General features: G+C 61.8%; 16 protein-coding genes. 3 read left to right on the top strand and 13 right to left on the bottom strand.

The window, feature by feature from the left end; all coding sequences use genetic code 11:
• Positions 1–45: 45 nt before the first annotated feature.
• From addA to AC1D2N_RS14120, 11 genes are all read right to left on the bottom strand, one after another.
• Positions 46–3597, bottom strand: coding sequence for a double-strand break repair helicase AddA (addA, locus tag AC1D2N_RS14170; protein ID WP_130653340.1), 3552 nt, complete (start codon positions 3595–3597; stop codon positions 46–48).
• Entirely contained in the window at positions 3590–6781 is a 3192-nt protein-coding gene (gene addB, locus AC1D2N_RS14165; RefSeq protein ID WP_130653341.1) for a double-strand break repair protein AddB, read from the bottom strand. Before addB ends, addA begins: the two co-directional genes overlap by 8 nt.
• A 3-nt stretch (positions 6782–6784) precedes the next feature.
• On the bottom strand, positions 6785–7516 hold the full coding sequence (locus tag AC1D2N_RS14160) for a nucleotidyltransferase family protein (RefSeq protein ID WP_018448424.1): 732 nt from the start codon (positions 7514–7516) through the stop codon (positions 6785–6787).
• 13 nt (positions 7517–7529) lie between these two features.
• Positions 7530–9047: a tRNA (adenosine(37)-N6)-threonylcarbamoyltransferase complex ATPase subunit type 1 TsaE gene (gene tsaE / locus AC1D2N_RS14155; protein WP_130729450.1), complete on the bottom strand. Its 1518-nt coding sequence runs from the start codon at positions 9045–9047 to the stop codon at positions 7530–7532.
• Positions 9044–11629 carry a sensor histidine kinase gene (locus tag AC1D2N_RS14150; RefSeq protein WP_028734080.1) on the bottom strand — a complete coding sequence of 862 codons (2586 nt, stop codon included), beginning with the start codon at positions 11627–11629 and terminating at the stop codon, positions 9044–9046. The genes tsaE and AC1D2N_RS14150 overlap by 4 nt, the downstream gene beginning before the upstream one ends.
• Before the next feature lie 203 nt (positions 11630–11832).
• Entirely contained in the window at positions 11833–13233 is a 1401-nt protein-coding gene (ahcY, locus tag AC1D2N_RS14145) for an adenosylhomocysteinase (protein ID WP_011649859.1), read from the bottom strand.
• A gap of 154 nt (positions 13234–13387) precedes the next feature.
• Complete coding sequence (locus AC1D2N_RS14140) at positions 13388–13663, bottom strand: HPr family phosphocarrier protein (RefSeq protein ID WP_003544133.1); 276 nt, start codon at positions 13661–13663, stop codon at positions 13388–13390.
• 9 nt (positions 13664–13672) lie between these two features.
• Complete coding sequence (locus AC1D2N_RS14135) at positions 13673–14074, bottom strand: PTS sugar transporter subunit IIA (protein WP_003544139.1); 402 nt, start codon at positions 14072–14074, stop codon at positions 13673–13675.
• Positions 14075–14224: 150 nt separating this feature from the next.
• Positions 14225–14677: an HPr kinase/phosphorylase gene (locus AC1D2N_RS14130; RefSeq protein ID WP_018448427.1), complete on the bottom strand. Its 453-nt coding sequence runs from the start codon at positions 14675–14677 to the stop codon at positions 14225–14227.
• Positions 14674–16464, bottom strand: coding sequence for a sensor histidine kinase (locus AC1D2N_RS14125; RefSeq protein WP_018244185.1), 1791 nt, complete (start codon positions 16462–16464; stop codon positions 14674–14676). The genes AC1D2N_RS14130 and AC1D2N_RS14125 overlap by 4 nt, the downstream gene beginning before the upstream one ends.
• Positions 16465–16595: 131 nt before the next feature.
• On the bottom strand, positions 16596–17330 hold the full coding sequence (locus AC1D2N_RS14120) for a response regulator transcription factor (protein WP_003544146.1): 735 nt from the start codon (positions 17328–17330) through the stop codon (positions 16596–16598).
• A 340-nt stretch (positions 17331–17670) separates the two neighbouring features.
• Here AC1D2N_RS14120 and AC1D2N_RS14115 point away from each other — a divergent pair, with 340 nt between their 5' ends.
• The 3 genes from AC1D2N_RS14115 (at position 17671) to AC1D2N_RS14105 (ending at position 20539) form a co-directional block, all read left to right on the top strand.
• Positions 17671–19281, top strand: a complete 1611-nt coding sequence (locus AC1D2N_RS14115; protein WP_130653344.1) for a phosphoenolpyruvate carboxykinase — start codon at positions 17671–17673, stop codon at positions 19279–19281.
• A gap of 207 nt (positions 19282–19488) precedes the next feature.
• Positions 19489–19926: an alternative ribosome rescue aminoacyl-tRNA hydrolase ArfB gene (gene arfB, locus AC1D2N_RS14110; protein ID WP_018244187.1), complete on the top strand. Its 438-nt coding sequence runs from the start codon at positions 19489–19491 to the stop codon at positions 19924–19926.
• Position 19927: 1 nt separating this feature from the next.
• Positions 19928–20539, top strand: a complete 612-nt coding sequence (locus AC1D2N_RS14105) for an alpha-ketoglutarate-dependent dioxygenase AlkB (RefSeq protein ID WP_130653345.1) — start codon at positions 19928–19930, stop codon at positions 20537–20539.
• Between the two features lie 13 nt (positions 20540–20552).
• Here AC1D2N_RS14105 and coaA read toward each other — a convergent pair whose 3' ends face one another.
• Together coaA and AC1D2N_RS14095 are read right to left on the bottom strand one after the other, a co-directional pair.
• Complete coding sequence (gene coaA, locus AC1D2N_RS14100) at positions 20553–21548, bottom strand: type I pantothenate kinase (protein ID WP_018244189.1); 996 nt, start codon at positions 21546–21548, stop codon at positions 20553–20555.
• On the bottom strand, positions 21545–21868 hold the full coding sequence (locus AC1D2N_RS14095) for a phosphoribosyl-ATP diphosphatase (RefSeq protein WP_017995608.1): 324 nt from the start codon (positions 21866–21868) through the stop codon (positions 21545–21547). The genes coaA and AC1D2N_RS14095 overlap by 4 nt, the downstream gene beginning before the upstream one ends.
• Between the last annotated feature and the right edge of the window lies 1 nt (position 21869).

The raw sequence follows: 21869 nt of genomic DNA, 5'->3' as shown, positions 1-21869 counted from the left end.
AACCACATGTGATGGTGCGGTGCCGAATTTTCAATGTCCGGTATTTCACTTTGTCTTGACCGCTGCAAGCGCCAAACCGAGCGCCTTTTCGCTTAGTGTGAAGAGCGAGGCGTTCTCGGTATAGACAAGCATGCAATCGATACGCTTCTCAGGATAGAGCGGCGCCAGGATCTCGCGATAGATCGCCAGCTGCGCCCGGTGCGCGAAGGGGATGGTCTCTTCTGTTGTCGGCGGCACCCGATTGGTCTTGTAGTCGAGAATGACGACGCGATCGGCAAGGACGGCAAGCCGGTCGATACGGCCGGAGACAGCATAGCGCCGGTCCTCGAGCGTCAATGTTCCCATGATCGAGACCTCTGGCTGGGCCTGCGCACCGAGGACGGCCTGCAGACCTTCCTCGTCCAATAGTTTCAAAACTGAATCGACAAGCTTGCGCCGTTCCGCTTCCGGCCAGAATCGCGCCGCTCGTTCGGCATAGCGGCTTGCCGCATCAGGCCGTTCGGCAAGTGGAATTTCGGGAAGCGCCTGCAGCATGCGATGGATCAGCCTGCCCTTCTCCAGTGAGCGATCGCTGCGCTCCTTCTCGCCGAACAGCGGCGAAATGACCAGCAGACTGCCTTCATCTTCATCGACGATCGTCCCGGCACCGGAAGGGCTGAGCGGCCGAGGCAGCTCAGCCTGCGGCGGCAATGGCCGCAACAGGCCGTCCGGCAAGGTCTCCTCGCTGTCGCGCTCTTCGTTGCGATCGGTACGCTCGAAGCTTCGTTCTACCCGCGGCACGCGCCATTTGATACCCGGCCATTGCCCATCGGGGCCGGAGAATGTGGTCGCCTCCACATGCGGATGGTCGTCGTGCAGCGCCGTCGAAATCATCATATGCCAGGTGTCGTTGTTCACACGCACGCCACGATAGCCGCAGACGACCAGCCGGTCGGCGGCGCGTGTCATGGCGACATAGAGCAGCCGGCGATATTCTTCTTCCGCCAGCATCTGGATACGCGCCGCATCGTCCTGGGTCAGCGAATTGGCGAGATCGGAGACAGGAACCCAGACGGGCATCGGCGGCTCGTAGGGGCCGGTCTCGATCAGGCGAAGCTTCGGCAGATGGGTATGGGTGAAGGCCTTCGAACCGCCGTCGACGAGGAAAACGATCGGTGCTTCAAGACCCTTGGAGGCATGCACCGTCATGATCCGCACCTCGTTGCGCCCCTTATCCTGCTCGCGTTTCATCACGGGTGCTTCGAGCTCCAGCGTCGAGATGAAGGATTGCAGACCGGGAAGGCCGGAGCTCTCGTGGTCGAGCGTGAAGGTCAGGAATTCGTCGAGAATATCGCTGACCTCGGTGCCGAGACGGGCAAGGAATTGCCGCCGCCCGCCATAGCTACCCAGCACGCGCGCATAGAAATCATGGACCGACAGGCTCCTGGATTGCCGGAGAAACAGTTCCAGCCTCTCAACGGCAGCACGGAAACGTTCGGTGCCGTCGGCGGCGAAGCTTTTGAGATGGCTCCAGACGCTCTGATTGTCGCCGCGCAATGCGGCGATCGCAAAGATGTCGTCTTCGGAGAGATCGAAAAGCGGACTCTTGAGCACGGCGGCGAGCGACAGGTCGTCTTCCGGCAGAAGCAGGAATCGGCCGAGCGCCAGCAGATCCTGCACGGCGATGTGGCTGGTCAGCACCAGCCTGTCCGCGCCGGCGACCGGAATATCGCCGCGGCGTTTCAGCGCCCGCGTCAACGCATTGACAAAGGCGTCGCGCTTGCGCACCAGCACCAGGATGTCGCCGGCCTCGATCAGGCGCTCCTTGCCTTTGTCGACGATCGTTTCGCGGCCGACGAGCGTGCCGATCGAATGAGCGATCCGCCGCGCGAGGATTGCGGCCGGCGCGCTTTCCGGCGTCGCGTCGAAGGGCGCCGTCCAGTCTTCCTCCTTCACCACGGCTTCCGGCGCGACCATCTCCCAGAGGTCGACAGCGCCGGGATGTCCGATGCGGCTGGAACGATGCACGACCGGTTCGCCGAGCGCGCTCAGGCCGCGCGCGTTGTCGGGTGCCTTGAAAATGTGGTCGACGGCCTCGAGCACGTCGGCAGTCGAGCGGAAGGAGAGCGGAAGCCGCACCGAGGAAAAGCTCTGCCCGCTGTCGGAAACGCGCCGCCGCGTCCGGTCGCTCTCCTCGGAAAAACGCTCAGGCCGCGCCCCCTGGAAGGAATAGATCGACTGCTTTTCGTCGCCGACGGCAAAGAGCGTACGCACGATCGGCCGGGCGCTTTCGCCGGAGAAAAAATCTTCGGCGAGCGACTGGATGACGCTCCACTGGATCGGGCTGGTATCCTGCGCCTCGTCGACGAGGATATGATCGATACCCCGATCGAGCTTGTAGTGGATCCACGGACCGACGCCACTTTTCGTCAGCAGGTCGGCGGTGCGGGTGATCAGGTCCTCAAAGTCGAGCTGGCTGCGTTGCTTCTTCAGCTCTTCATAGTCGTGGTTCAGTCGGTCGGCGAGCACGAGCGCTGCATGTGTGGCGCCGTACATCCGCATCAGTTTCAGCCGGTCGCGGCTTGCTGCGACATGCGCGCGGGCAATGGCGATGGCGCCCGCCAGCTGCGGTGCCTCGGCAAGCATGGCTTTGACGAAGAATTGCGAGTCCGCCTTGGGCTCGCCCTTCACGGTCAGAAAGATTTTCTCGAGAAACTCAGCGCGCCTTGCCTCATCGCGCTCCCGCCCGGCGAGCCTGAGGCCGTAGGCAACCTCCTGCGCCTTCGCACCGCCCTTCTGGTCGGCAAGCGAGAGATAAAGCTCCAGCGTGCCGCCCGAAAGCTCCGGCAAAGGCCAATATTGCGCTGCGATCCGGCTTTCGGTGTCGCCATCGGCGAGACCCAGCCTCTTGCGCAGGACCTTCTCCACACCGCCCTGCTGTCCAGCCGTCACCGTGAAACGACGAATGGCGTTGCGGTTGGCGACGATGTCGCCGAGCAGGTTCTCCAGTCCGGATTCGTCGCCGAGATTGAGCACGTAAGCGAATGCCTCGGCAAGGGCGCTGTCTTCGTCAGGCGCTGTTGCCGTCAGCAGCGCCCGGCGCGCATCGGAAAGCAGTGCCACCGCCGCGCGATCGTCAAGAACCGAGAAATGTCCGGCAACGTTAGCCTCCAGCGGGAACTGATGCAGCAGCGCCTCGCAAAAGGCATGGATCGTCTGGATCTTCAGTCCGCCGGGTGTCTCCAGCGCCTTGGCAAACAGCCGGCGAGCTTCGGCGAGCTTCAGTCCGTCGGGAGCCGTACCCTCGATCTGCGTTATCCGCCGGCCGAGGTCTTCATCGTCAAGCACCACCCATTCCGCCAGCCGTTCGAAGACGCGGTTCGACATTTCGGACGCCGCGGCCTTGGTATAGGTGAGGCATAAAATGGCGGAAGGCCGCGCACCGGCAAGCAGCAGCCGGATGACGCGCTGTGTCAGGACATGCGTCTTGCCGGAACCGGCATTGGCCGAGACCCATGCCGAACGCAGCGGATCAGAGGCAATCGCCTGCTGGATCGTAGTCCAGCCGATCCAGGCGCCCGGATCGTCGTCGTTGGGAAGGGTGGTCACATCACTCATCACCGCCCTCTTCGGTTTCGGCCGTTGACCATTCGGAGACGCGGGCAAGATGATCGTAGTCGCCGCCGAAATCGAATTGCTGGGCCGGGATCAGCCGGGAGGTAAAGCCCCTTTCGTTGGATTGCAGCAACCCCACGAATTTGACCAACTGATCGATCGATTCGGCCGCGAGATCCATCGCCGATTTCGCCTTGTCGCTGCGGGCAGAGCTCTCGTTGTTGACCGTATCGACCTGGAAGCGGCTTCCCGGACGCAGACGCACATAGAGAAGGTCCTGCGGCACGAGGCTGCCGGCATCGCGGAAGGCGCCGGCGCTCAAGGCGGCCGCTTCGAGCGCAAGCTGCGGATCGAGAAGCACGCGTGCCTGCGTGGGCGAGGGATTGTAGCCGGTCTTGTAGTCGATGATATCGGCGGCGTTTGGTCCGGTGACGTCGATCCGGTCTGCGACACCGGTGAGCCGGATATTGATCGCCTCCAGCTCCATGCCGCCCCGCACTTCCGTCAGCGTTTTCCGGATGCCATGTCGCCGTCCGGCCTCCCATTCGAGGAAGACGCCGGCCACCGCGCGAAAGCGCGGCCGCCACACGGCATCGATATGCGGCGGCAGCTGCTCCATGTCGAAAAGCTCGGAAAGGATGCGCTCCATGGCCGCTGCCGCATCCGGCGTGCCGGCGATGTGAGCCTCGCGAATGAACCGGTCGATGATCTTGTGGTAGAGCGTTCCGCGTTCGGCCGCCCCTGGATCGCGATTGAACGGGTCGACGGGGTCGAGCCGCAGCACACGGCGGGCATAGATGGCATAGGGATCACGGCGCAGCCGGCCGACTTCGCTGAAGGAATAGGATTTTGGTTGCAGGGCCAGCGGCGGTTTCGGCGAAGGTCGCAGCGCCGGCGCCTGACCATCTCCCCGATCGATGAGACCGGCCCATTGGAGAAACCAGTTGCCGCGTCCCTTCAATTCCGCTTCGAACGCCTCTCCCCCGAGCGCCAGCAGCCGCTGCAGCCAACGCGAGGCGACGGTCGGCGTCGAACCTTGGCGCAGCGCGCGCGCATAGATCAGATGGCGCGTGCCGTTTGCCATCTCGAAATCATGCGCCAGCTGGCCGATGCGCCGCTCCGGCGGCTCCAGGCCGATCTCCGTCTTCATCATTCGTGGAATGAAGGGATTGTTGGCGGTCTGCCCCGGCCAGGTGCCTTCGTTCAGGCCGCCGAGGATCAACGTATCGACGCTCTGCAGTCGGGCTTCCAGCGTGCCGAAGATGAAGAGCCTGGGATGGCTGAGCGCCCGCGGCTTCACCGCATGACCGGCCGCAAGGGCTGCCATGATGTCGATCCATTGCGGCCCGTCGGCCTCCATCTGGCCGTCCGTGTCGATCACTTCACCGAGCAGGGCAGCGAGTGCATCTCCTGCTTCACCAGACCAGAGATCGGCGAGATTGCCTTGCGGATCGACCGCGACCGCTTCAAGCGAACGGCCGGTGCGCTCCGCCCATTCGGACAATGTGAAGCGCACTGTTCTTCCGCGATCTTCCGGCCGGTGCCGGATCAGCGCCGAAGCTAGAGGCTCGGTCGCTTGTGCGACCCGCCGGGCGAGGCCGTATGCGGCGTCGGCGGCCTCAGGCGAAAGCGCTTTTCGCCATTGCGGCGCATGCCTATCCAGGGCCTGTTCGGCAAGTTGGCGAGTGAGCAGCGGTTCCAGCGTGCTGATATCAACCTCTGCCACGCCGCCGCGCAGCGCCAGCAGCTCGAGCGCCTCGGTAGCGGAAATCAAGGCGTCGCGTTCTAGCCCGAAGCGGGCAAGCGGATGTTTGAGCAGCGAGATGATCGCCACTGGATCGCCCGGCCGCAGCGCTGCCTCCAGCAACAATTGCAGCAAGGTGCCCTGCGGCATGGCCGAAAGTGGCGTGCCCGCCGAATCGTCGGCGAGGATGCCGAAGCGGGAGAGCTCGGCCATCACCCGCCGCGCGAGATTGCGGTCCGGAGTGATGAGTGCTGCCCGGCTTTCGCCATCCTGTCCAGGTCTTTCCAACGCCAGCCGGAGTGCGACGGCAATTGCGGTTGCTTCCTCGCGCTCATTGGCGGCTTCGATCAGCGAGACATCGGAGAAGGCCGAAGATAGCGCACCTGCCGGCAGGTCGTTCTTCCACGCCCCCCAGTCGCTGGTCGCCTCCGCCGGCGCAAGTGCGCGCGACAGGATTTCGGCGCGCCGGTCGAGATCGGCCTCCGGCCTATCGAGGAGCATGACGTCGGCCCGCGTCAGCTTCAGCCGCTTGAGCAGCGACGACACACCATACTGCGGATGGCTCCGGCTTGCCGGATTGGCATGTTGGCCGGGCGTCAGTTCCGGCGCGACCATCTGCCAGTGCCTTTCGGGCATGGAGAGATCGAGACCCGGAAGCACGATCACGCCTTCAGGCAGATGGGCGACGGCGTTGATCAGATCGGCGGTGGCGGGAACGGAACCCGTCGAACCGGCAATGATGATCGGTCCGGCGGGTTTCGTCGCCGAAAGCCGGCTTGCTTCGGCCCGGAGAATGGCGTTTCTGTGCCGCGCCGGCGAGGATTTGCCGAGTTCGGAAAGCCGCTCCGGCCAGAAAGCGCTGGCGATCTGCAGAAATTCCGCCGTCAGCTGCCACCAGGCGGCATAGTCGCCGGTGTCGAGTTTCGACAATTCGGACCAGTCGAGATCCTCGGTCTCGATGGAATCGATCAGCTCCGCAAGGTTGCGGGCGAGCCAGATCGCATCCGCCGGACTTGCCGGCGCAACGAGCGGCGAGTCCGAATGGATGTGGCGGACGATCTCCGGCAGCTTGTTTCGCCAGGCAAGGATCAGGCGCGCCAGCTCCAGCAGACGGGCGGTATTCGACAGCGGCTGGGCGAGATCGATCGTTGCCGGCAGCACCTCGTCGAAATAGCCGCTATCGTCGTCGGTTTCGCCGAGTGGACGGATGACCGGCAGGATGGCCGAGCGGCCGCCGAGCAGGTCGACGAATTCCGAGCGCAGCACACGCACGGCGCGCCGGGTCGGCAGGTAGATCGTCACCTTGGCGAGCGACAGCGGATCATCGGCCTCGTGCTGGAAAAGCGGCGTCAGTCGGCCATCGCAAAGCGTCGTCGCCAGCATTTTCAGGAAGGGGAGGCCCGCCGGGATTGTCAGGATGCGTGGCTGGTGCCGCTCTGCCATGGCTCAGGCAAACGCCCGCAACCTGCGGATCGTTTCCTCCGCCTCGCCGATTGCCTCCGGCGTTCCCACAGTCAACCAATGGCCTTCGAGCACCATGCCGAAAAGCCGTCCGCGCGCGATCGCCTTGTCGAAATAGATATTGAGGTTGAAGGCATCCTTCGGTGCATCGTCGAGCAGCGACGGGTTCATGACGATCGCTCCGGCATAGACAACGGGATTGGACGGATCGTCGCGATAACGCGTCAGCCGGCCATCGGTTGCGAGGCTGAAGTCATTCTTGCCGTTGTGACCTGTCGTATCCTCGATCCCAACGCAAAGCAGCGCCATGTCCATGCGTTCACTATCGAAGAATCCGGCTAAGCGTTGCAGGTTGGTCGGTCGCCCCGGCTGCTCGCCGATCCAGAAGAGATCGGCATTCATGACGAAGACATTGTTGCGGTTAAGTAATGTCAGGCCCTTCGCAAGCCCGCCGCCGGAATTCATCAGAGCGTCCTGCTCGTCGGAAATGATGATGTCGAGGCCGCGGTAGTTCCTGAGATGGTCGAGCATCTGATCGGCGAAGTGGTGGACGTTGACGACGGCCCGTTCGACACCGGCCGCCACCAGTGAATCCAGCGCGTAGTCGATCATCGGCTTGCCGTCGATCTTCACCAGCGGCTTCGGGATCGTATCGGTGATCGGGCGCATGCGGGTTCCGAGACCCGCGGCCAGTACCATGGCTTGTCTGATGGTCATTCTGATCCGGAACTTATGATTCGCTCTGGTCTATTCCAGCCCTTGTGCACCAATCGCGCAAGGGGGCAAGCGTTTCATGCTCTAGCGCGACGTTCAGATAGGCAAGCGTGCGCGGCATGTGTTTCAGATAGCCCGGCTTGCCGTCGCGCTGCAACAAGCGCACCCAGAGACCGGCAAGCTTGCAATTGCGCTGCGCCGACATGATTGCCCAGGCCCTCATGAAGCCGGCTTCGTCGAAACCGCCCTGTGCGCGGCGAAGCCCCAGATAATCATCCATCAGTTGCCGGAAGAGGCCCGGCTCGATCGTTACGCGCGCATCCTGGACGATCGAGGCGAGATCATAAGCCGTGGGGCCGATCATGGCGTCCTGGAAGTCGATGAGGCCGATCCGTTCGACGCCCTTCGCATGCGGTCTCCAGATGATATTCGGCGAGTGGAAGTCGCGCAGCAGCAGGTTCTTCTCGGCCGTTGCGAGTTCGTCGATGAGTGTATCCCAGATCGCCAGATAATCCGCGCGTTCGGCTTCGGTTGTGGGTGCGCCCTGGCGCTTCCAGGGCAGGTGCCAGTCGAGCACCAGCCGCACCTCCATCTTCATCGCCGTCCGGTCGAAATCAGGAATATGATGGACATGCCCCTTTCCAACAGGGATGTCGTGCGGAAATTTCAGAGCGTGCAGTCTGGCCAGGCAGGCAACGCTTTCGCGATAGCGTTCGATAATAGGCTGTCCGTGGGCATCCAGCACGCCGTCACTGCCGAGATCTTCGATGAGCAGGATACCCTTGTTATAATCCACCTTGTAGACTTCGGGCGCCGCAAAGCCGTCCTTGCGCAGCGCATCGGCGATCGCCACGAACGGATAGGCGTTTTCGGCAAGATGCGCGACTTTGGGATAGGGTTTACCGTCGAGAACCGGCGGGCCTTCGGCAAGTGGCGGCCAGTCCATCAGGATGATGCGCTGGTTCTCGGCCTTCGGATAGATCGCCTCATAGGCGCGCAGCGAGGCATCGCCGGTCAGGAAGCGGCGTTTCGCTGCGGGGTAACCTGCAGCGTCAAGGAAATCGCGGATCGCCAGGACACGGCGGATGCGTGTAATTTGCGCGCCAACGGCTTTGATTGTTGCCCGGCGGCCCTCGCCCTCATGTTCCAGTGTCAGTGCGATGCGCTGAGTGGGCAGCTCGCTCTCTGCCATCTCCGGCCATTCGACGAGACAGATGCCGTTCTGCAGAGCCTCGTCGAAGCCGAGTTCCGTCAGTTCGGCGGGGTCGCCGAGCCGGTAGAGATCGAAATGCGAAATGGGGATGCGCAGATCGTAGGACTGGACCAGCGTGAAGGTCGGGCTCGGGACCTCGAGCTCTTCGTCATCGGCCATGGCGCGCAGGATCGCCCGGGCGAGCGAGGATTTTCCCGCGCCGAGATCGCCGGAAAGGGCAAGGCAATCGCCGGCCTTCAGGGCCAGCGCCAGATCTTCACCGAGGCGGATGGTAGCCGCCTCGTCTTTCAGGAAAAGCGAGATCGCATCGCTGGTCGTCATTCGGCGGCGGCGGAATGCGGTACATCGACCGAGGGGATACGGCAGACGACGGTCGTGCCCTTACCCGGCTCGCTGTCGATCGTCACATCGCCATGATGCAGACTGACGAAGCTGTCGACGATCGAGAGGCCGAGGCCGGCGCCGCCGCGTTTGCCGCTTTTCGCCCCCGTGGCAAAACGGTCGAAGACGGTTGCGATCATATCAGGTGAGATGCCGGGGCCGCGATCGCCGACGGAGAAGACGAAATCCGTGCCTTCGCGATGGCATTCCAGCGAGATCGAGGTGCCTTCGGGCGAGAAATTCGCCGCATTGGAAAGAAGCTTCAGAAGGATCTGCTTCAGCCGCTGCGGATCGGCAATGATCGAGCCGAGATAGGCGGGTGCGGTAATTTCAAGCGCCACGCCGCTTTCGTGGAGGCGATCGGCGATCTGCATCGAGACGTCGTCGAGCAGGTCGTTGAGATCGATATCCGCATAGTTGAGGCGCATGATGCCGGCGTCGACGGTCGCAAGGTCGAGGATATCGTTGACGAGCGTCAAGAGAACCGAGGACGAGGTCGAGATGTGGTCGATATATTCGGCCTGCCGTTCGTTCAGCGGCCCGACACCCGGCGTGCGCAGGAGATCGGTGAAGCCGATGATGTTGGTCAGTGGCGAACGCAGTTCATAGGAAACGTGCTGGACGAAGTCGTTCTTCAGCTCGTCGGCCTTGCGCAACGCTTCGTTCTTCTCGGTCAGCGCGCGCTCGGCACGCACGCTGTCCGTCATGTTGACGAAGGTCAGCATGGTTTGCGCGTTCGGCAGCGGGATGACGGCGTAGTCGAGCACGAGGCCGGAGAAGAGTTCCAGCGTTCCCTGGCCCGAGCGGCGTTCGTCGTCGAAGCTGGTGATCAGTTCCGCAAAGGTCTTCCAGCCGTCCGGCCGGTCATAGGACGGCGCGCAGGCCTCGCCCAGCGCACGGATATGGGTGCCGGGCTTGGCTTCGGTTTCGGTGATCCCCCAGAGCGCGCGGAAGGCCGGGTTCGAAAGGCGGATGCGTCCATCAGGGCCGAACACCGCCACACCTTCGGAAAGATGGTCGATCGTTTCGCCCTGCACCTTGACCAGTGTGTTGTAGCGCGTTTCGAGATCGACCTGCTCGGTCAGGTTTTCGAACACCCAGGTGGCGCCGCCCTGCGGATGGGCGGTTGCAAAGACGCGCAACGTCTGTCCGTTCGGCAGGTGCCAGAGATCGGATTGCGTGTCGAGCGCGCGATAAACGGAAAGTGCGGCTTCCTTCCAGCTTTTCCAGTTGAGCTGGTCCGGTAGCTTCTTGGCCGCCCGCAGCCGCTCGAGCAGCTCGCTATTGTCAGGTCGGCCTTCGAGGAAGGCGATATCCAGCTCCCAGAGCGCGACGAAGGCCTGGTTGTAGAATTGCAGCCGGCGGTCGCCGTCGAAGATGGCAACCGGCGTGGCGAGATGGTCGAGCGTTTCGGCATGGCTCTTCAGCGTCCGTTCCAGCTCGGCGCGCACTGCCTCTATGTCGGACACATCGATCGCGATGCCGGCCGAGCCGCCGGGAACCCTGACGTCGACGACGTCGAAGAAAGTGCGGTTGCCGTGAACGACCGTCGAAATCTTGTCGTGGAAGGGCGATTCCGGCGTCGTCGTCGCGCGAATGCGTTCGCGCGCCACGGTCGTCAACATCTCGCGGCCTTCATTGATCGCCTGCTGCGGCGATCGCGCCTCGACCGCCTCGCCATAAGCCTGGTTGACCCAGGTGAGGCGGCCCACCGGGTCACGCTGCCAGGCCGGCATGTCAATCGCGTCGAGCATGGTCTGGAAGGCCGAGATCGAGGTCATCAGCCGGTCGCGCTCGATCCTGAGCTCTGCGAGCTCGGCGCGCAGATTGTTGAGCGCCACGAAACGGACGAAGGCCCGCCCGCCGGAAACCCGGCCCTGCGCCTCGAGGATTTCGTCGCGGATGGTTTCGACCACCATGTCGAAGCTCTGCGCCTCGTCGCGCAGCCGGTCGATCGCCTTTTCCAGCTCGGAAGCCGAACGTGACTTCAGCCACAGGCCGAAGGCCAGGAATTCGCCGTCCTGCGGCGCGCCGGTCTCGGGCGGAAGTTGGCCGAGCAGTTCGGGGCGCGCATTGCCGTCCCAGATAACGATCCGCCGGTTCTTGTCGGCGATCAGAGCCTGGTATTGCGAAATACGCTGCTGGGCATCGGAGAGCGCCGAGCGGATTTCCCGGCTCTCGTTTTCCAGGTTGCCGCGCTGGCGCACGAGCCACAGCGTCGACAGCAGTGCTGCCGATATGACGCCGATGACGACGGAAACACCGATCACCTGCGAGGATGTGAAGAGGTGAGCCGAAGCCGCCGCTTGCTGCTCCGCCTGTGCCAGAGCCGGCCGCGCCAGCGCGGCAAGCGCCGTGCCGGCAGCGCAGCTTTTCAGGAAGCGCGCCAATGGTCCGTGCCCTTGCTTTGCGGCCTCGTGTGCCGTTGCAGATTTATATCCTTGGCCTGCCATGAGCGGGCGGCGATCGGCGCGAGCGCCATCATCCGCCTGACCGGGCAGGCTGCTTTTCATTTCCGACATCCGCGGTATGTCTCCGTCCTTCAATGTGCCGCATTACGACAAGACATCCCATTTTCGCAGCGGTCGGACAGGGTCCGGCGCCACGAATCAAGTCTTAAAACAATACTTCGGAAGGGAATCGGCGGGAAGGGAGCGCCCAAAAAATAAGCCGCGACATTTGTCAATGCCGCGGCTTCTACATCTTGTGGATATTAACGATCAGATCAATATCTGTAGTGGTCGGACTTGAACGGCCCCTTCGGCGAGACGCCGATATAGGCAGCCTGTTCCTCAGAAAGCTCAGTCAGCTTCACGCCGAGCTTGTCGAGATGCAGGCGTGCGACCTTTTCATCGAGATGCTTCGGCAGGATATAGACCTGGTTGGAATACTGGTCGGGCTTGGTGAAGAGCTCGATCTGCGCCAGCGTCTGGTTGGTAAACGAAGCCGACATCACGAAGGACGGATGACCGGTGGCGTTGCCGAGGTTGAGCAGACGGCCTTCGGAAAGAAGGATGATGCGGTTGCCCTTGGGGAATTCGATCAGGTCGACCTGTGGCTTGACGTTGGTCCACTTGAGATTGCGCAATGCAGCGACTTCGATTTCATTGTCGAAGTGACCGATATTGCCGACAATGGCCATATCCTTCATCGCCCGCATATGGTCGATGCGGATGACGTCCTTGTTGCCGGTGGTGGTGATGAAGATATCGGCAGAGGAAACGACGTCCTCGAGCAGAACGACTTCATAACCGTCCATCGCAGCCTGCAATGCGCAGATCGGATCGGCTTCGGTCACCTTGACGCGGGCGCCGGCGCCGGAGAGCGAAGCGGCAGAACCCTTGCCGACGTCGCCGTATCCGCAAACAACCGCAACCTTGCCGGCCATCATGACGTCGGTGCCGCGACGGATGCCGTCGACCAGCGATTCCTTGCAGCCATACTTGTTGTCGAACTTCGACTTGGTAACCGAGTCGTTGACGTTGATCGCCGGGAAGGGCAGCAGACCCTTCTGGCTGAGCTGGTAAAGGCGGTTGACGCCGGTCGTCGTTTCCTCGGTGACGCCCTTGATCGCGTCGCGCTGCTTGGTGAACCAGCCCGGGGAAGCGGCGAGGCGCTTCTTGATCTGTGCGAAGAGGATTTCCTCTTCTTCGGAATGCGGGTGAGACAGCACGTCCTCGCCGGCCTCGGCGCGGGCGCCAAGCAGGATGTACATGGTGGCATCGCCGCCGTCATCGAGGATCATGTTGGAAAGGCCGCCATCGGCCCACTGGAAGATCTTGTCGGTGTAGACCCAGTAATCCTCGAGCGATTCGCCCTTGATGGCGAAGACAGGCACGCCGGAAGCGGCGATCGCGGCAGCGGCATGATCCTGCGTCGAGAAGATGTTGCAGGAGGCCCAGCGGACTTCGGCGCCGAGCGCTACCAGCGTTTCGATGAGCACGGCCGTCTGGATGGTCATGTGTAGCGAGCCGGTGATGCGCGCGCCCTTCAGCGGCTTAGTCTGGCCGAACTCGGTGCGGCAGGACATCAGCCCCGGCATTTCGGTTTCGGCGATCGTAATTTCCTTGCGGCCGAAATCCGCAAGCCCGATATCGGCGACAACATAATCTTTTTCAGTGCTCATAGAGGCCTCCAGGCTGAAAACGTCTCAAAATTGGCGCAGGCGCGAAGATGACCGCGTGCAAGCGCACGGCATGTCCGCCGTTTAGCAGGCTTCGCCCGGGATGGCAATAAGGATATAAAGAAGTCTTTATATGTTTATATGAGCTCGCCGGCGCTCACATTTCTTCGCCGAACCTATTCTGGATCAGCTGGTCCAGCGCCTCCAGGGCTTCCTCGGCCTGGCTGCCGCTCGCCGAGACGACGACGCTCGAGCCGGGGCTTGCCGCAAGCATCATCAGCCCCATGATGGAGGTGCCACCGACCGTCATCCCGTCCTTGGAAACGGTAATGGCGGCATCGAAGGTCTCGACCATCTGCACGAATTTGGCGGAAGCGCGCGCGTGAAGACCGCGCTTGTTGATAATGAGGAGTTCCCGGGAGAGCGATGTCATGAAGGCTCGTTATTTTCCGCTGAGCACACGGCTTGCGACATTGATATATTTCCGCCCGGCTTCGGAAGCCTCCACCAGCGCCTTCTCCATGTTGTTCTCGCCGCGCACGCCGGCAAGCTTGATCAACATCGGCAGGTTGACGCCGGCAATGACTTCGGTATGGCCGCTGCTCATGACTGATATGGCAAGATTGGACGGCGTGCCGCCGAACATGTCGGTCAGGATGACRACGCCATGGCCATCATCGGCACCGGAAACGGCTTCCAGAATATCCTGCCGTCTCTGGTCCATGTCGTCTTCGGGGCCAATACAGACCGTCTCGATAAATTTCTGAGGACCGACGACGTGCTCGACAGCATGACGAAACTCTTCAGCCAGCTTGCCATGAGTGACAAGCACAAGTCCGATCATGATATTACTGCTCCCATAGACGCAAACGGTGGACCCAATATCGCAATGCAGCAATTACGTCCACCGGTGGGGGCACATCTTGGCTATGAAAAGCCGAAGTGCAAGATAAAAATGCGACTATATAAGGCAGATTGACCAATCCGGAAGGCCCTAGCGCCCGATATCCGGCACTTTTGCCATCAGGATCGCAAGGGGTGAGGAAACGCCCGCGAGCAACCGCAATGCGGGAAGCGACAAACCGGCGGCAAGGCTCACCATTTCGCCCTCGGGAGGCACCCGGTTTTCGCCGGTGGCACTGCCCGGGAGCACGGCATAATGCATGGCCGCCCTGGGAATATGCTCCTGATGAACGATACCGGTGCCACGAAGCTCCATCAGCCCGGTGATCGACGGCGGGCACGCGGCAATCACCGCGCCGGCCTCTCCTGAGAGAAGAACTTGGTCGTCGGCGACCAGCGCCGTGAACAGTCCGAGGCGGCGCGCCTCCGTCATGCAGGTGAAGGCCAGCATCGATTTGCCCCAGCCGGAAGGCCCGCTGAACAGCAATCCCGTCTTGCCGACCACGATCGCCGTCGCATGGATGTTGAAAGCTGCCTCGGTCATGCCGCGGTGCCGACTGGCAAAGAGAGGATGAAGCGCGCGCCGAGCACATGCCCGCCTTCGGCATCGGTGATGTTTTCAGCTCTCAGCGAACCGCCATGCGCTTCGGCAATCTGCCGGCTGATCGAAAGGCCGAGACCTGAATTCTGGCCGAAGCCTTCCGATTCCGGCCGGTCCGTATAGAAGCGCTCGAAGATACGGTCGATATTTTCCGCCTGGATGCCGGGGCCGTTGTCTTCGATAGTGGTGACGCAGCGCGAACGCGTCCGCACCAGCCGCACGGTAATCTTGCCGCCCTTTTCCGGCACGAAAGAGCGGGCATTCTCGATCAGGTTGGCGATGATCTGGCCGATGCGCAGATCGTGGCCATTGACGACGAAGCGCGTCTTGATGTTCGGCTTGCGCTCGATCGCATATTCGATCTCCACCTGCTTCTTGCTGCTCCTGACCTGGCGCGAAACCTCGATGAGGTCACGCAGCAGCACTTCCATATCGACGGAGCCGGCATCGACGCGTGCGAGTTCGGCATCGAGACGGGAGGCGTCTGAGATATCGCTGATCAGCCGGTCGAGGCGGCGGACATCGTGCTGGATGACGTCCATCAGCCGCTTCTTGGAATCGTCGGATCGGGCAAGCGGCAGCGTTTCCACAGCGCTGCGCAGCGAGGTCAGCGGATTCTTGAGCTCGTGGCTGACATCGGCCGCGAAACTCTCGATCGCATCGATGCGGTCGTAGAGCGCCGTCGTCATCTCGCGCAACGCGATGGAAAGGTTGCCGATTTCGTCCTGGCGGGCAGAGAAATCGGGGATCTCCTCGCGTGCCTTGGCCCCCCGGCGCACACGGATGGCGGCCGCCGAAAGACGGCGCAGCGGATTGGCGATCGTCGATGAAAGCACCAGCGAAAGCAGCACGTTGACGAGAGTCGCGACGCCGAAGACGCGCATGATGGCAAGCCGCTCGGCATGGACGATATTGTCGATGTCGCCCGCCTGCGTCGACAGCAGCAAAACGCCGAGCACGGCACGGAAACGCTGGATCGGCACGGCGACGGAAACGATGAGCTCGCCTTTCTCGGTGGTGCGCACGACCGCGCCGCGCACGCCGGTGAGCGCATTCATCACCTCGGGATAAATCGAGCCGTCGCCGCCCGGCGCTTCCTTATAGAGCGGCAGATTGCCGGGCTGCAGCGCCTTGTTGAACAGGGTGGCGAACCACTCGCTCCAGGTCTGTTTCTCCTCTTCAACAGGCGGCAGGTCGAAGCGCAGCACCTGGCCGCGCGAATAGAGATGGCGCGAATCGAGCAGCAGATTGGCGTCGGCATCGAAGATGCGGGCGCGCGTGCGCGTCGGAGAAATCAGTCGGCGCAGGACGGGCGCGACCTTCTCGGGATCGATCGGGAATTCGAGATCCTCGTCATTCGGCACCGGCGTGATGCTCTGGCCGGCCTGCAACTCGAGCAGTTTCTGCGGATCGATGGTGATCGAGTTGGTATCGACCGAAGCGGAGGCCGAAACGGCGCCGGCAATGATCTCGCCCTGCGTCAGCAGGCTCTCGACGCGGGCGTCGATCAGCCCCTCCCGGAACTGGTTGAGGTAGAGGATACCGCCGACGAGCACCAGCAGTGCGGCAAGATTGAAGAACAGGATGCGCCGCGTCAGGCTCGAAAAGACCGCATTGCCGAAGATGCGGCGGATCAGGGTGAAGGGATGCGACCAACGCCGGCCCCGGACGCGACGGGTGCTTACGCCCTCCGCATCGTCCAGATCCCTTTCCTGCACCAACTGTGCCAATGACAGGCCCTTTCGAAGGGCGGGGCCGGATGAACCGGCCCGCAGCCCTTAATATTTCCTACAGCGCCGCGCGTCTTTTCAGACGCGCAAAGGACGCTGTAACATTTTGACTGCTGCTGCGCCGCTTGGGCTCAGGCTGCTTCGCGGAAGCGGTATCCCACTCCGTAAAGTGTTTCAATCATATCAAAGTCGGTGTCGACCATCTTGAATTTCTTGCGCAGCCGCTTGATGTGGCTGTCGATGGTTCGGTCGTCGACATAGACCTGTTCGTCATAGGCCGCGTCCATCAGCGCGTCGCGGCTTTTGACGACGCCGGGGCGCTGCGCCAGCGAATGCAGGATCAGGAATTCGGTCACCGTCAGCGTCACCGCCTCGCCCTTCCAGGTGCAGGTGTGGCGTTCCTGGTCCATGACCAGCTGACCGCGCTCCAGCGAGCGGGCCTGCTGCACCGCGCCGGTCTTCGGCGCGCCGGTGGGGCTGGTGCCGGCGGCGGCGGCTTCACGGCTTGATGCGCGGCGCAGGACGGCGCGCACGCGCTCCACCAGCAGACGCTGCGAAAAAGGCTTGGTGATGAAATCGTCGGCGCCCATCTTCAGACCGAAGAGTTCATCGATCTCCTCGTCCTTGGAGGTGAGGAAGATGACGGGAATATCCGACTTCTGCCGCAGGCGGCGCAGCAGTTCCATGCCATCCATGCGTGGCATCTTGATGTCGAAGATCGCCAGCTGCGGCGGTCGTGCCAGGAGGCCGTCGAGCGCCGAGGCACCGTCCGTATAAGTCTCGACCTTGTATCCTTCGGCCTCCAGCGCGATCGACACCGAGGTGAGGATGTTGCGGTCGTCATCAACGAGCGCGATTGTCGGCATGGTGTTGGTCTCCGTCATCAGTGCGCAATCTCCCGGATTTTGCTCTCCCCAGGCGGTCTCAATGACCGGATGCGCTTATGGAGGATAAAGGTGGAACAAATTGTGGCAAAGATAAAGGGGGAGGATTGTCGTAAAATTCGCAAAGCAATCTCAGGTGGCATATCAAAATAGTTAAACGCAGACTTTTCAAACGATTTAAAATTGAGGGTATAAATTTAAATCGATTAATTATTTGATATCACTGCATTTTCTCAAGTTTTCCATCTTGTGTTTTAAAATTTCTGCCCGTATTTTCGTGCTCAGTTTTAACGGCAACGAGCCTGAGCGAAGGGAACTAGCCATGGAAATGTTCGGAGTTCATAACCCGGCAATAGAGCTGGCAACGGTGGGATTGGGCGGCGCAGCCAGCGTTCGTTACAACTTTTCCGCCGCCGCGCTCTATGAAGAAGCGATCCGCCGGGGCGAAGCCGAACTGACCGCTCAGGGCGCGCTGCGGGCTATCACCGGCCAGCACACGGGCCGTTCGCCGCGCGACAAGTTCGTCGTTCGCGACATCAATACCGATGGCGAAATCTGGTGGGACAACAACAAGCCGATCTCGCCGGAACATTTCGCCTTGTTGCGCGACGATATGCTGGCGCATGCCGCGGGCAAGGAGCTTTTCGTCCAGGACCTCGTCGGCGGCGCCGAGGAAGGCCATGCCCTGCCGACCCGCGTCGTGACCGAGTTCGCCTGGCATTCGCTGTTCATCCGCAATCTGCTGATCCGCCCCGACACCGCAGCGCTGTCCAGCTTCGTCCCGAAGCTGACGATCATGGATCTGCCGAGCTTCAAGGCCGATCCGGCTCGCCACGGCTGCCGTTCTGAAACGGTGATCGCCTGCGATCTCACCAATGGTCTCGTCCTGATCGGCGGCACGTCCTATGCCGGCGAAATGAAGAAATCGGTCTTCACCGTGCTCAACTACCTGCTGCCGGCCAAGGGCGTGATGCCGATGCACTGCTCGGCCAATGTCGGTCCGGACGGTGACGCGGCGGTCTTCTTCGGCCTTTCCGGCACCGGCAAGACGACGCTTTCGGCCGATCCGGCACGGACGCTGATCGGCGATGACGAACACGGCTGGAGCGAAAACGGCATCTTCAACTTCGAAGGCGGCTGCTACGCCAAGACGATCCGCCTCTCGGCTGAAGCCGAGCCGGAAATCTATGCGACGACGCAGCGCTTCGGCACCGTGCTGGAAAACGTCGTGCTGAACGAAAGCCGCGAGCCGGATTTCAACGACGGGTCGCTGACCGAAAACACCCGTTGCGCCTATCCGATGGACTTCATCCCGAACGCTTCGGAAACGGGCCGCGCCGGGCATCCGAAGACGATCATCATGCTGACCGCCGATGCCTTTGGCGTCATGCCACCGATCGCCCGCTTGACGCCTGACCAGGCGATGTATCACTTCCTCTCCGGCTACACCGCCAAGGTGGCCGGCACGGAAAAGGGTGTCGTCGAACCGGAAGCGACCTTCTCCACCTGCTTTGGCGCACCCTTCATGCCGCGGCATCCGGCCGAATATGGCAATCTGCTCAAGGAGCTGATCAGCCGTCATGGTGTCCAATGCTGGCTCGTCAATACCGGCTGGACCGGCGGCGCCTACGGCACCGGCAAGCGTATGCCGATCAAGGCGACGCGCGCACTTCTCGCCGCCGCCCTGACCGGCGAACTTGGACAGGCCGAATTCCGTGCTGACACGAACTTCGGCTTCGCCGTGCCCGTCTCCGTCGACGGCGTCGACAGCAGCATTCTCGATCCGCGCTCGACCTGGGCCGACAAGGCAGCCTATGACGCGCAGGCCGAAAAGCTGGTCTCGATGTTCATTGCGAACTTCGCCAAGTTTGAAAATCATGTCGACGGCGGTGTTCGCGATGCCGCCCCCGGCGTGAAGGTTGCCGCCGAATAAGGCGAACAAGCAATTCCAGCAAAAGTGCGCAGCGGTTTTGCGTCCGGAATTGCGTGAAAACAAAAAGCTAGAGCATTCCGTACTTCCAAGAAGAACGGAATGCCCCAGTCTCTGACTCACGTGAAACCCGGCATCGCAGGATTGCCGGGTTTTTCTTGATCATGGCCGATATTTTCAATTCGCCATTGATGTGAGATAGAACGCCGCATGGCCAGCGACGCGCTCTATATCGATGACAGGATCACCATCGCGGGATGGGAGCTGACGGAACAGTTCGTTCTGGCGGGCGGCCCCGGCGGGCAGAATGTCAACAAGGTCTCGACCGCGGTCCAGCTGTTCTTCAACATCCCGAATTCGCCGTCCCTGAATGATCGTGTCAAAACCAATGCGATCAAGCTGGCCGGCCGGCGCTTGTCGAAGGACGGCGTGCTGATGATCGAGGCGAGCCGGTTTCGCAGCCAGGATCGCAACCGCGAGGATGCGCGCGACCGGCTAAAGGAGCTGATCCTGGAGGCCGCCAAGCCGCCACCGCCGCCACGCAAGAAGACCAAGCCGACCAAGGGTTCGGTCGAACGCCGCCTGAAAGAAAAATCCGGCCGCTCGGAAGTCAAGAAAATGCGCGGCCGCCCCGGCGGTAGTGAATGACATGGTCGCGCTCTTGAACGGCATCCGCCATCTCCCCGGCTATCTCGACCGCGCGCGTCAGGAGGCATTGGTCGAGGTGATCCGCACCATCGTCGCCGAAGCGCCGCTTTACGTGCCCGTCATGCCCGGCACCGGTAAGCCGATGTCGGTGCGCATGACCAATTGCGGGCCGCTCGGTTGGGTGACGGACAAGGAGCGCGGCTATCGCTACCAGCCGACGCATCCGGCAACCGGCAGGCCCTGGCCTGATATGCCGCAGCAATTGCTCGATATCTGGAATGACGTTTCGGGTTGCGACAAGCTGCCGGAAGCCTGCCTCGTCAATTTCTACTCCGACGAAGCCCGCATGGGCCTGCATCAGGACAAGGACGAACAGGATCTCAAGGCCCCGGTCGTCTCGATCTCGCTCGGCAACAGCTGCCTCTTTCGTGTCGGCGGCCTCAGCCGCAATGATCCTACGCTGTCTTTCAAACTTTCAAGCGGTGATCTGGTGGTGCTGGGCGGCGAGGGGAGGCTTTGTTTCCACGGCGTCGACCGTATCCATCCGGCGACTTCGACGCTGCTGAAGAATGGCGGCCGCATCAATCTGACGCTGCGCTGCGTCAATCCCTGAAATAGAGACGTCGCTATAGTTTTCGCAGCGCGACCTGTTCGATCAGGTGATCCTTGCCCTTTTTCAGGATGAGATCGGCGCGCGGACGCGTCGGCAGAATGTTCTGGCGCAAGTTTTTCAGGTTGATGTTTGCCCAGAGATCCTCGGCGATTTCGAGCGCTTCCGCGTCGCTGATCGAGGCATAGCGATGGAAATAGGAATTCGGATCGCGGAAGGCGGTCTCGCGCAGCCGCATGAAGCGCGTGACATACCAGTTGTGGATCTCGTCTTCCGCGGCATCGATATAGATCGAGAAGTCGAAGAAGTCGGAGACCATCGGCACAATCCTGCCGCCGGCAGGCAGGTCGCGCGACTGCAGCACGTTGATGCCCTCGAAGATCAGGATGTCGGGCCGGTCGACGATCTTGTATTCGTCCGGCAGCACGTCGTAGACGAGGTGCGAATAGCTGGGCGCCTTCACATCCGGCTGTCCGGCCTTGATGGCCGAGAGGAAGCGCAGGATCGCAGCCGTGTCGTAGCTTTCCGGAAAGCCCTTGCGCTGCATCAGCTTTTCCCGCTGCAGCACGGCGTTCGGATGAAGGAAGCCGTCGGTGGTGACGAGATCGACCTTCGGACTGGAGGGCCAGCGCCCCAGAAGCTCCTTGAGGATGCGGGCGGTGGTCGATTTTCCCACAGCGACCGAGCCGGCGATGCCGATGACGAAGGGCGTCTTCGTCACATCGGACAGGCTGAGGAAGCGGTTGCGCTGTTCGAACAGCATCTGCGAGGATTCGACATGCGCCGACAGCAGCCGTGACAGCGACAGATAGATGCGCCGGACCTCGTCGAGATCGATCGGATCGCCCATCGAACGCAGCCGTTTGACCTCGTCGCTCGTCAGCGTCAACGGCGTGTCGGCGCGGAATTTCGCCCATTGTTCGGAAGAGAAGAAGTGGTAGGGGGAATAGGATTCCGACTGGAAATGATCCAACGTTTCCGGCACCCCGATAATCTCAGTCGCGATACTCATGAACTCTGCCGGCTGGCCTTTTCCTTGAGGCCGGACTGCGCGGTTCTGCGCTCGAGCTCGGCCATGACATTCTCTAACGGTATTTCAGCAATCTTCAATACGACCAATAGGTGATAGAGCACATCGGCAGCCTCATAGGTCAGATTGTCGCGGTCGCCCGTCACCGCCGCCATCACGGCTTCGATCGCTTCTTCGCCGAGCTTCTTTGCCGCTTTCGGCTGGCCGGCGGCCACGAGCTTGGCGGTCCAGGATTGCTCCGGCGAGGCTTTCGATCGCTCTTCGACGATGCTCTCGAGATCGGAAAGGGAAAATCCGCTCATA

It is taken from the genome of Rhizobium sp. P1_B8, assembly GCF_056406515.1.
Note: the sequence above shows the minus strand (reverse complement) of the source record. Positions and strands in the feature narration are given on the sequence as shown.

Bases quoted from the DNA above. Each gene is read 5' to 3' on its own strand.
- addA (WP_130653340.1), bottom strand. From the start codon at position 3,597: ATGAGTGATGTGACCACCCTTCCCAACGACGACGATCCGGGCGCCTGG.
- addB (WP_130653341.1), bottom strand. From the start codon at position 6,781: ATGGCAGAGCGGCACCAGCCACGCATCCTGACAATCCCGGCGGGCCTC.
- AC1D2N_RS14160 (WP_018448424.1), bottom strand. From the start codon at position 7,516: ATGACCATCAGACAAGCCATGGTACTGGCCGCGGGTCTCGGAACCCGC.
- tsaE (WP_130729450.1), bottom strand. From the start codon at position 9,047: ATGACGACCAGCGATGCGATCTCGCTTTTCCTGAAAGACGAGGCGGCT.
- AC1D2N_RS14150 (WP_028734080.1), bottom strand. From the start codon at position 11,629: ATGTCGGAAATGAAAAGCAGCCTGCCCGGTCAGGCGGATGATGGCGCT.
- ahcY (WP_011649859.1), bottom strand. From the start codon at position 13,233: ATGAGCACTGAAAAAGATTATGTTGTCGCCGATATCGGGCTTGCGGAT.
- AC1D2N_RS14140 (WP_003544133.1), bottom strand. From the start codon at position 13,663: ATGACATCGCTCTCCCGGGAACTCCTCATTATCAACAAGCGCGGTCTT.
- AC1D2N_RS14130 (WP_018448427.1), bottom strand. From the start codon at position 14,677: ATGACCGAGGCAGCTTTCAACATCCATGCGACGGCGATCGTGGTCGGC.
- AC1D2N_RS14120 (WP_003544146.1), bottom strand. From the start codon at position 17,330: ATGCCGACAATCGCGCTCGTTGATGACGACCGCAACATCCTCACCTCG.
- AC1D2N_RS14115 (WP_130653344.1), top strand. From the start codon at position 17,671: ATGGAAATGTTCGGAGTTCATAACCCGGCAATAGAGCTGGCAACGGTG.
- arfB (WP_018244187.1), top strand. From the start codon at position 19,489: ATGGCCAGCGACGCGCTCTATATCGATGACAGGATCACCATCGCGGGA.
- AC1D2N_RS14105 (WP_130653345.1), top strand. From the start codon at position 19,928: ATGGTCGCGCTCTTGAACGGCATCCGCCATCTCCCCGGCTATCTCGAC.
- coaA (WP_018244189.1), bottom strand. From the start codon at position 21,548: ATGAGTATCGCGACTGAGATTATCGGGGTGCCGGAAACGTTGGATCAT.
- AC1D2N_RS14095 (WP_017995608.1), bottom strand. From the start codon at position 21,868: ATGAGCGGATTTTCCCTTTCCGATCTCGAGAGCATCGTCGAAGAGCGA.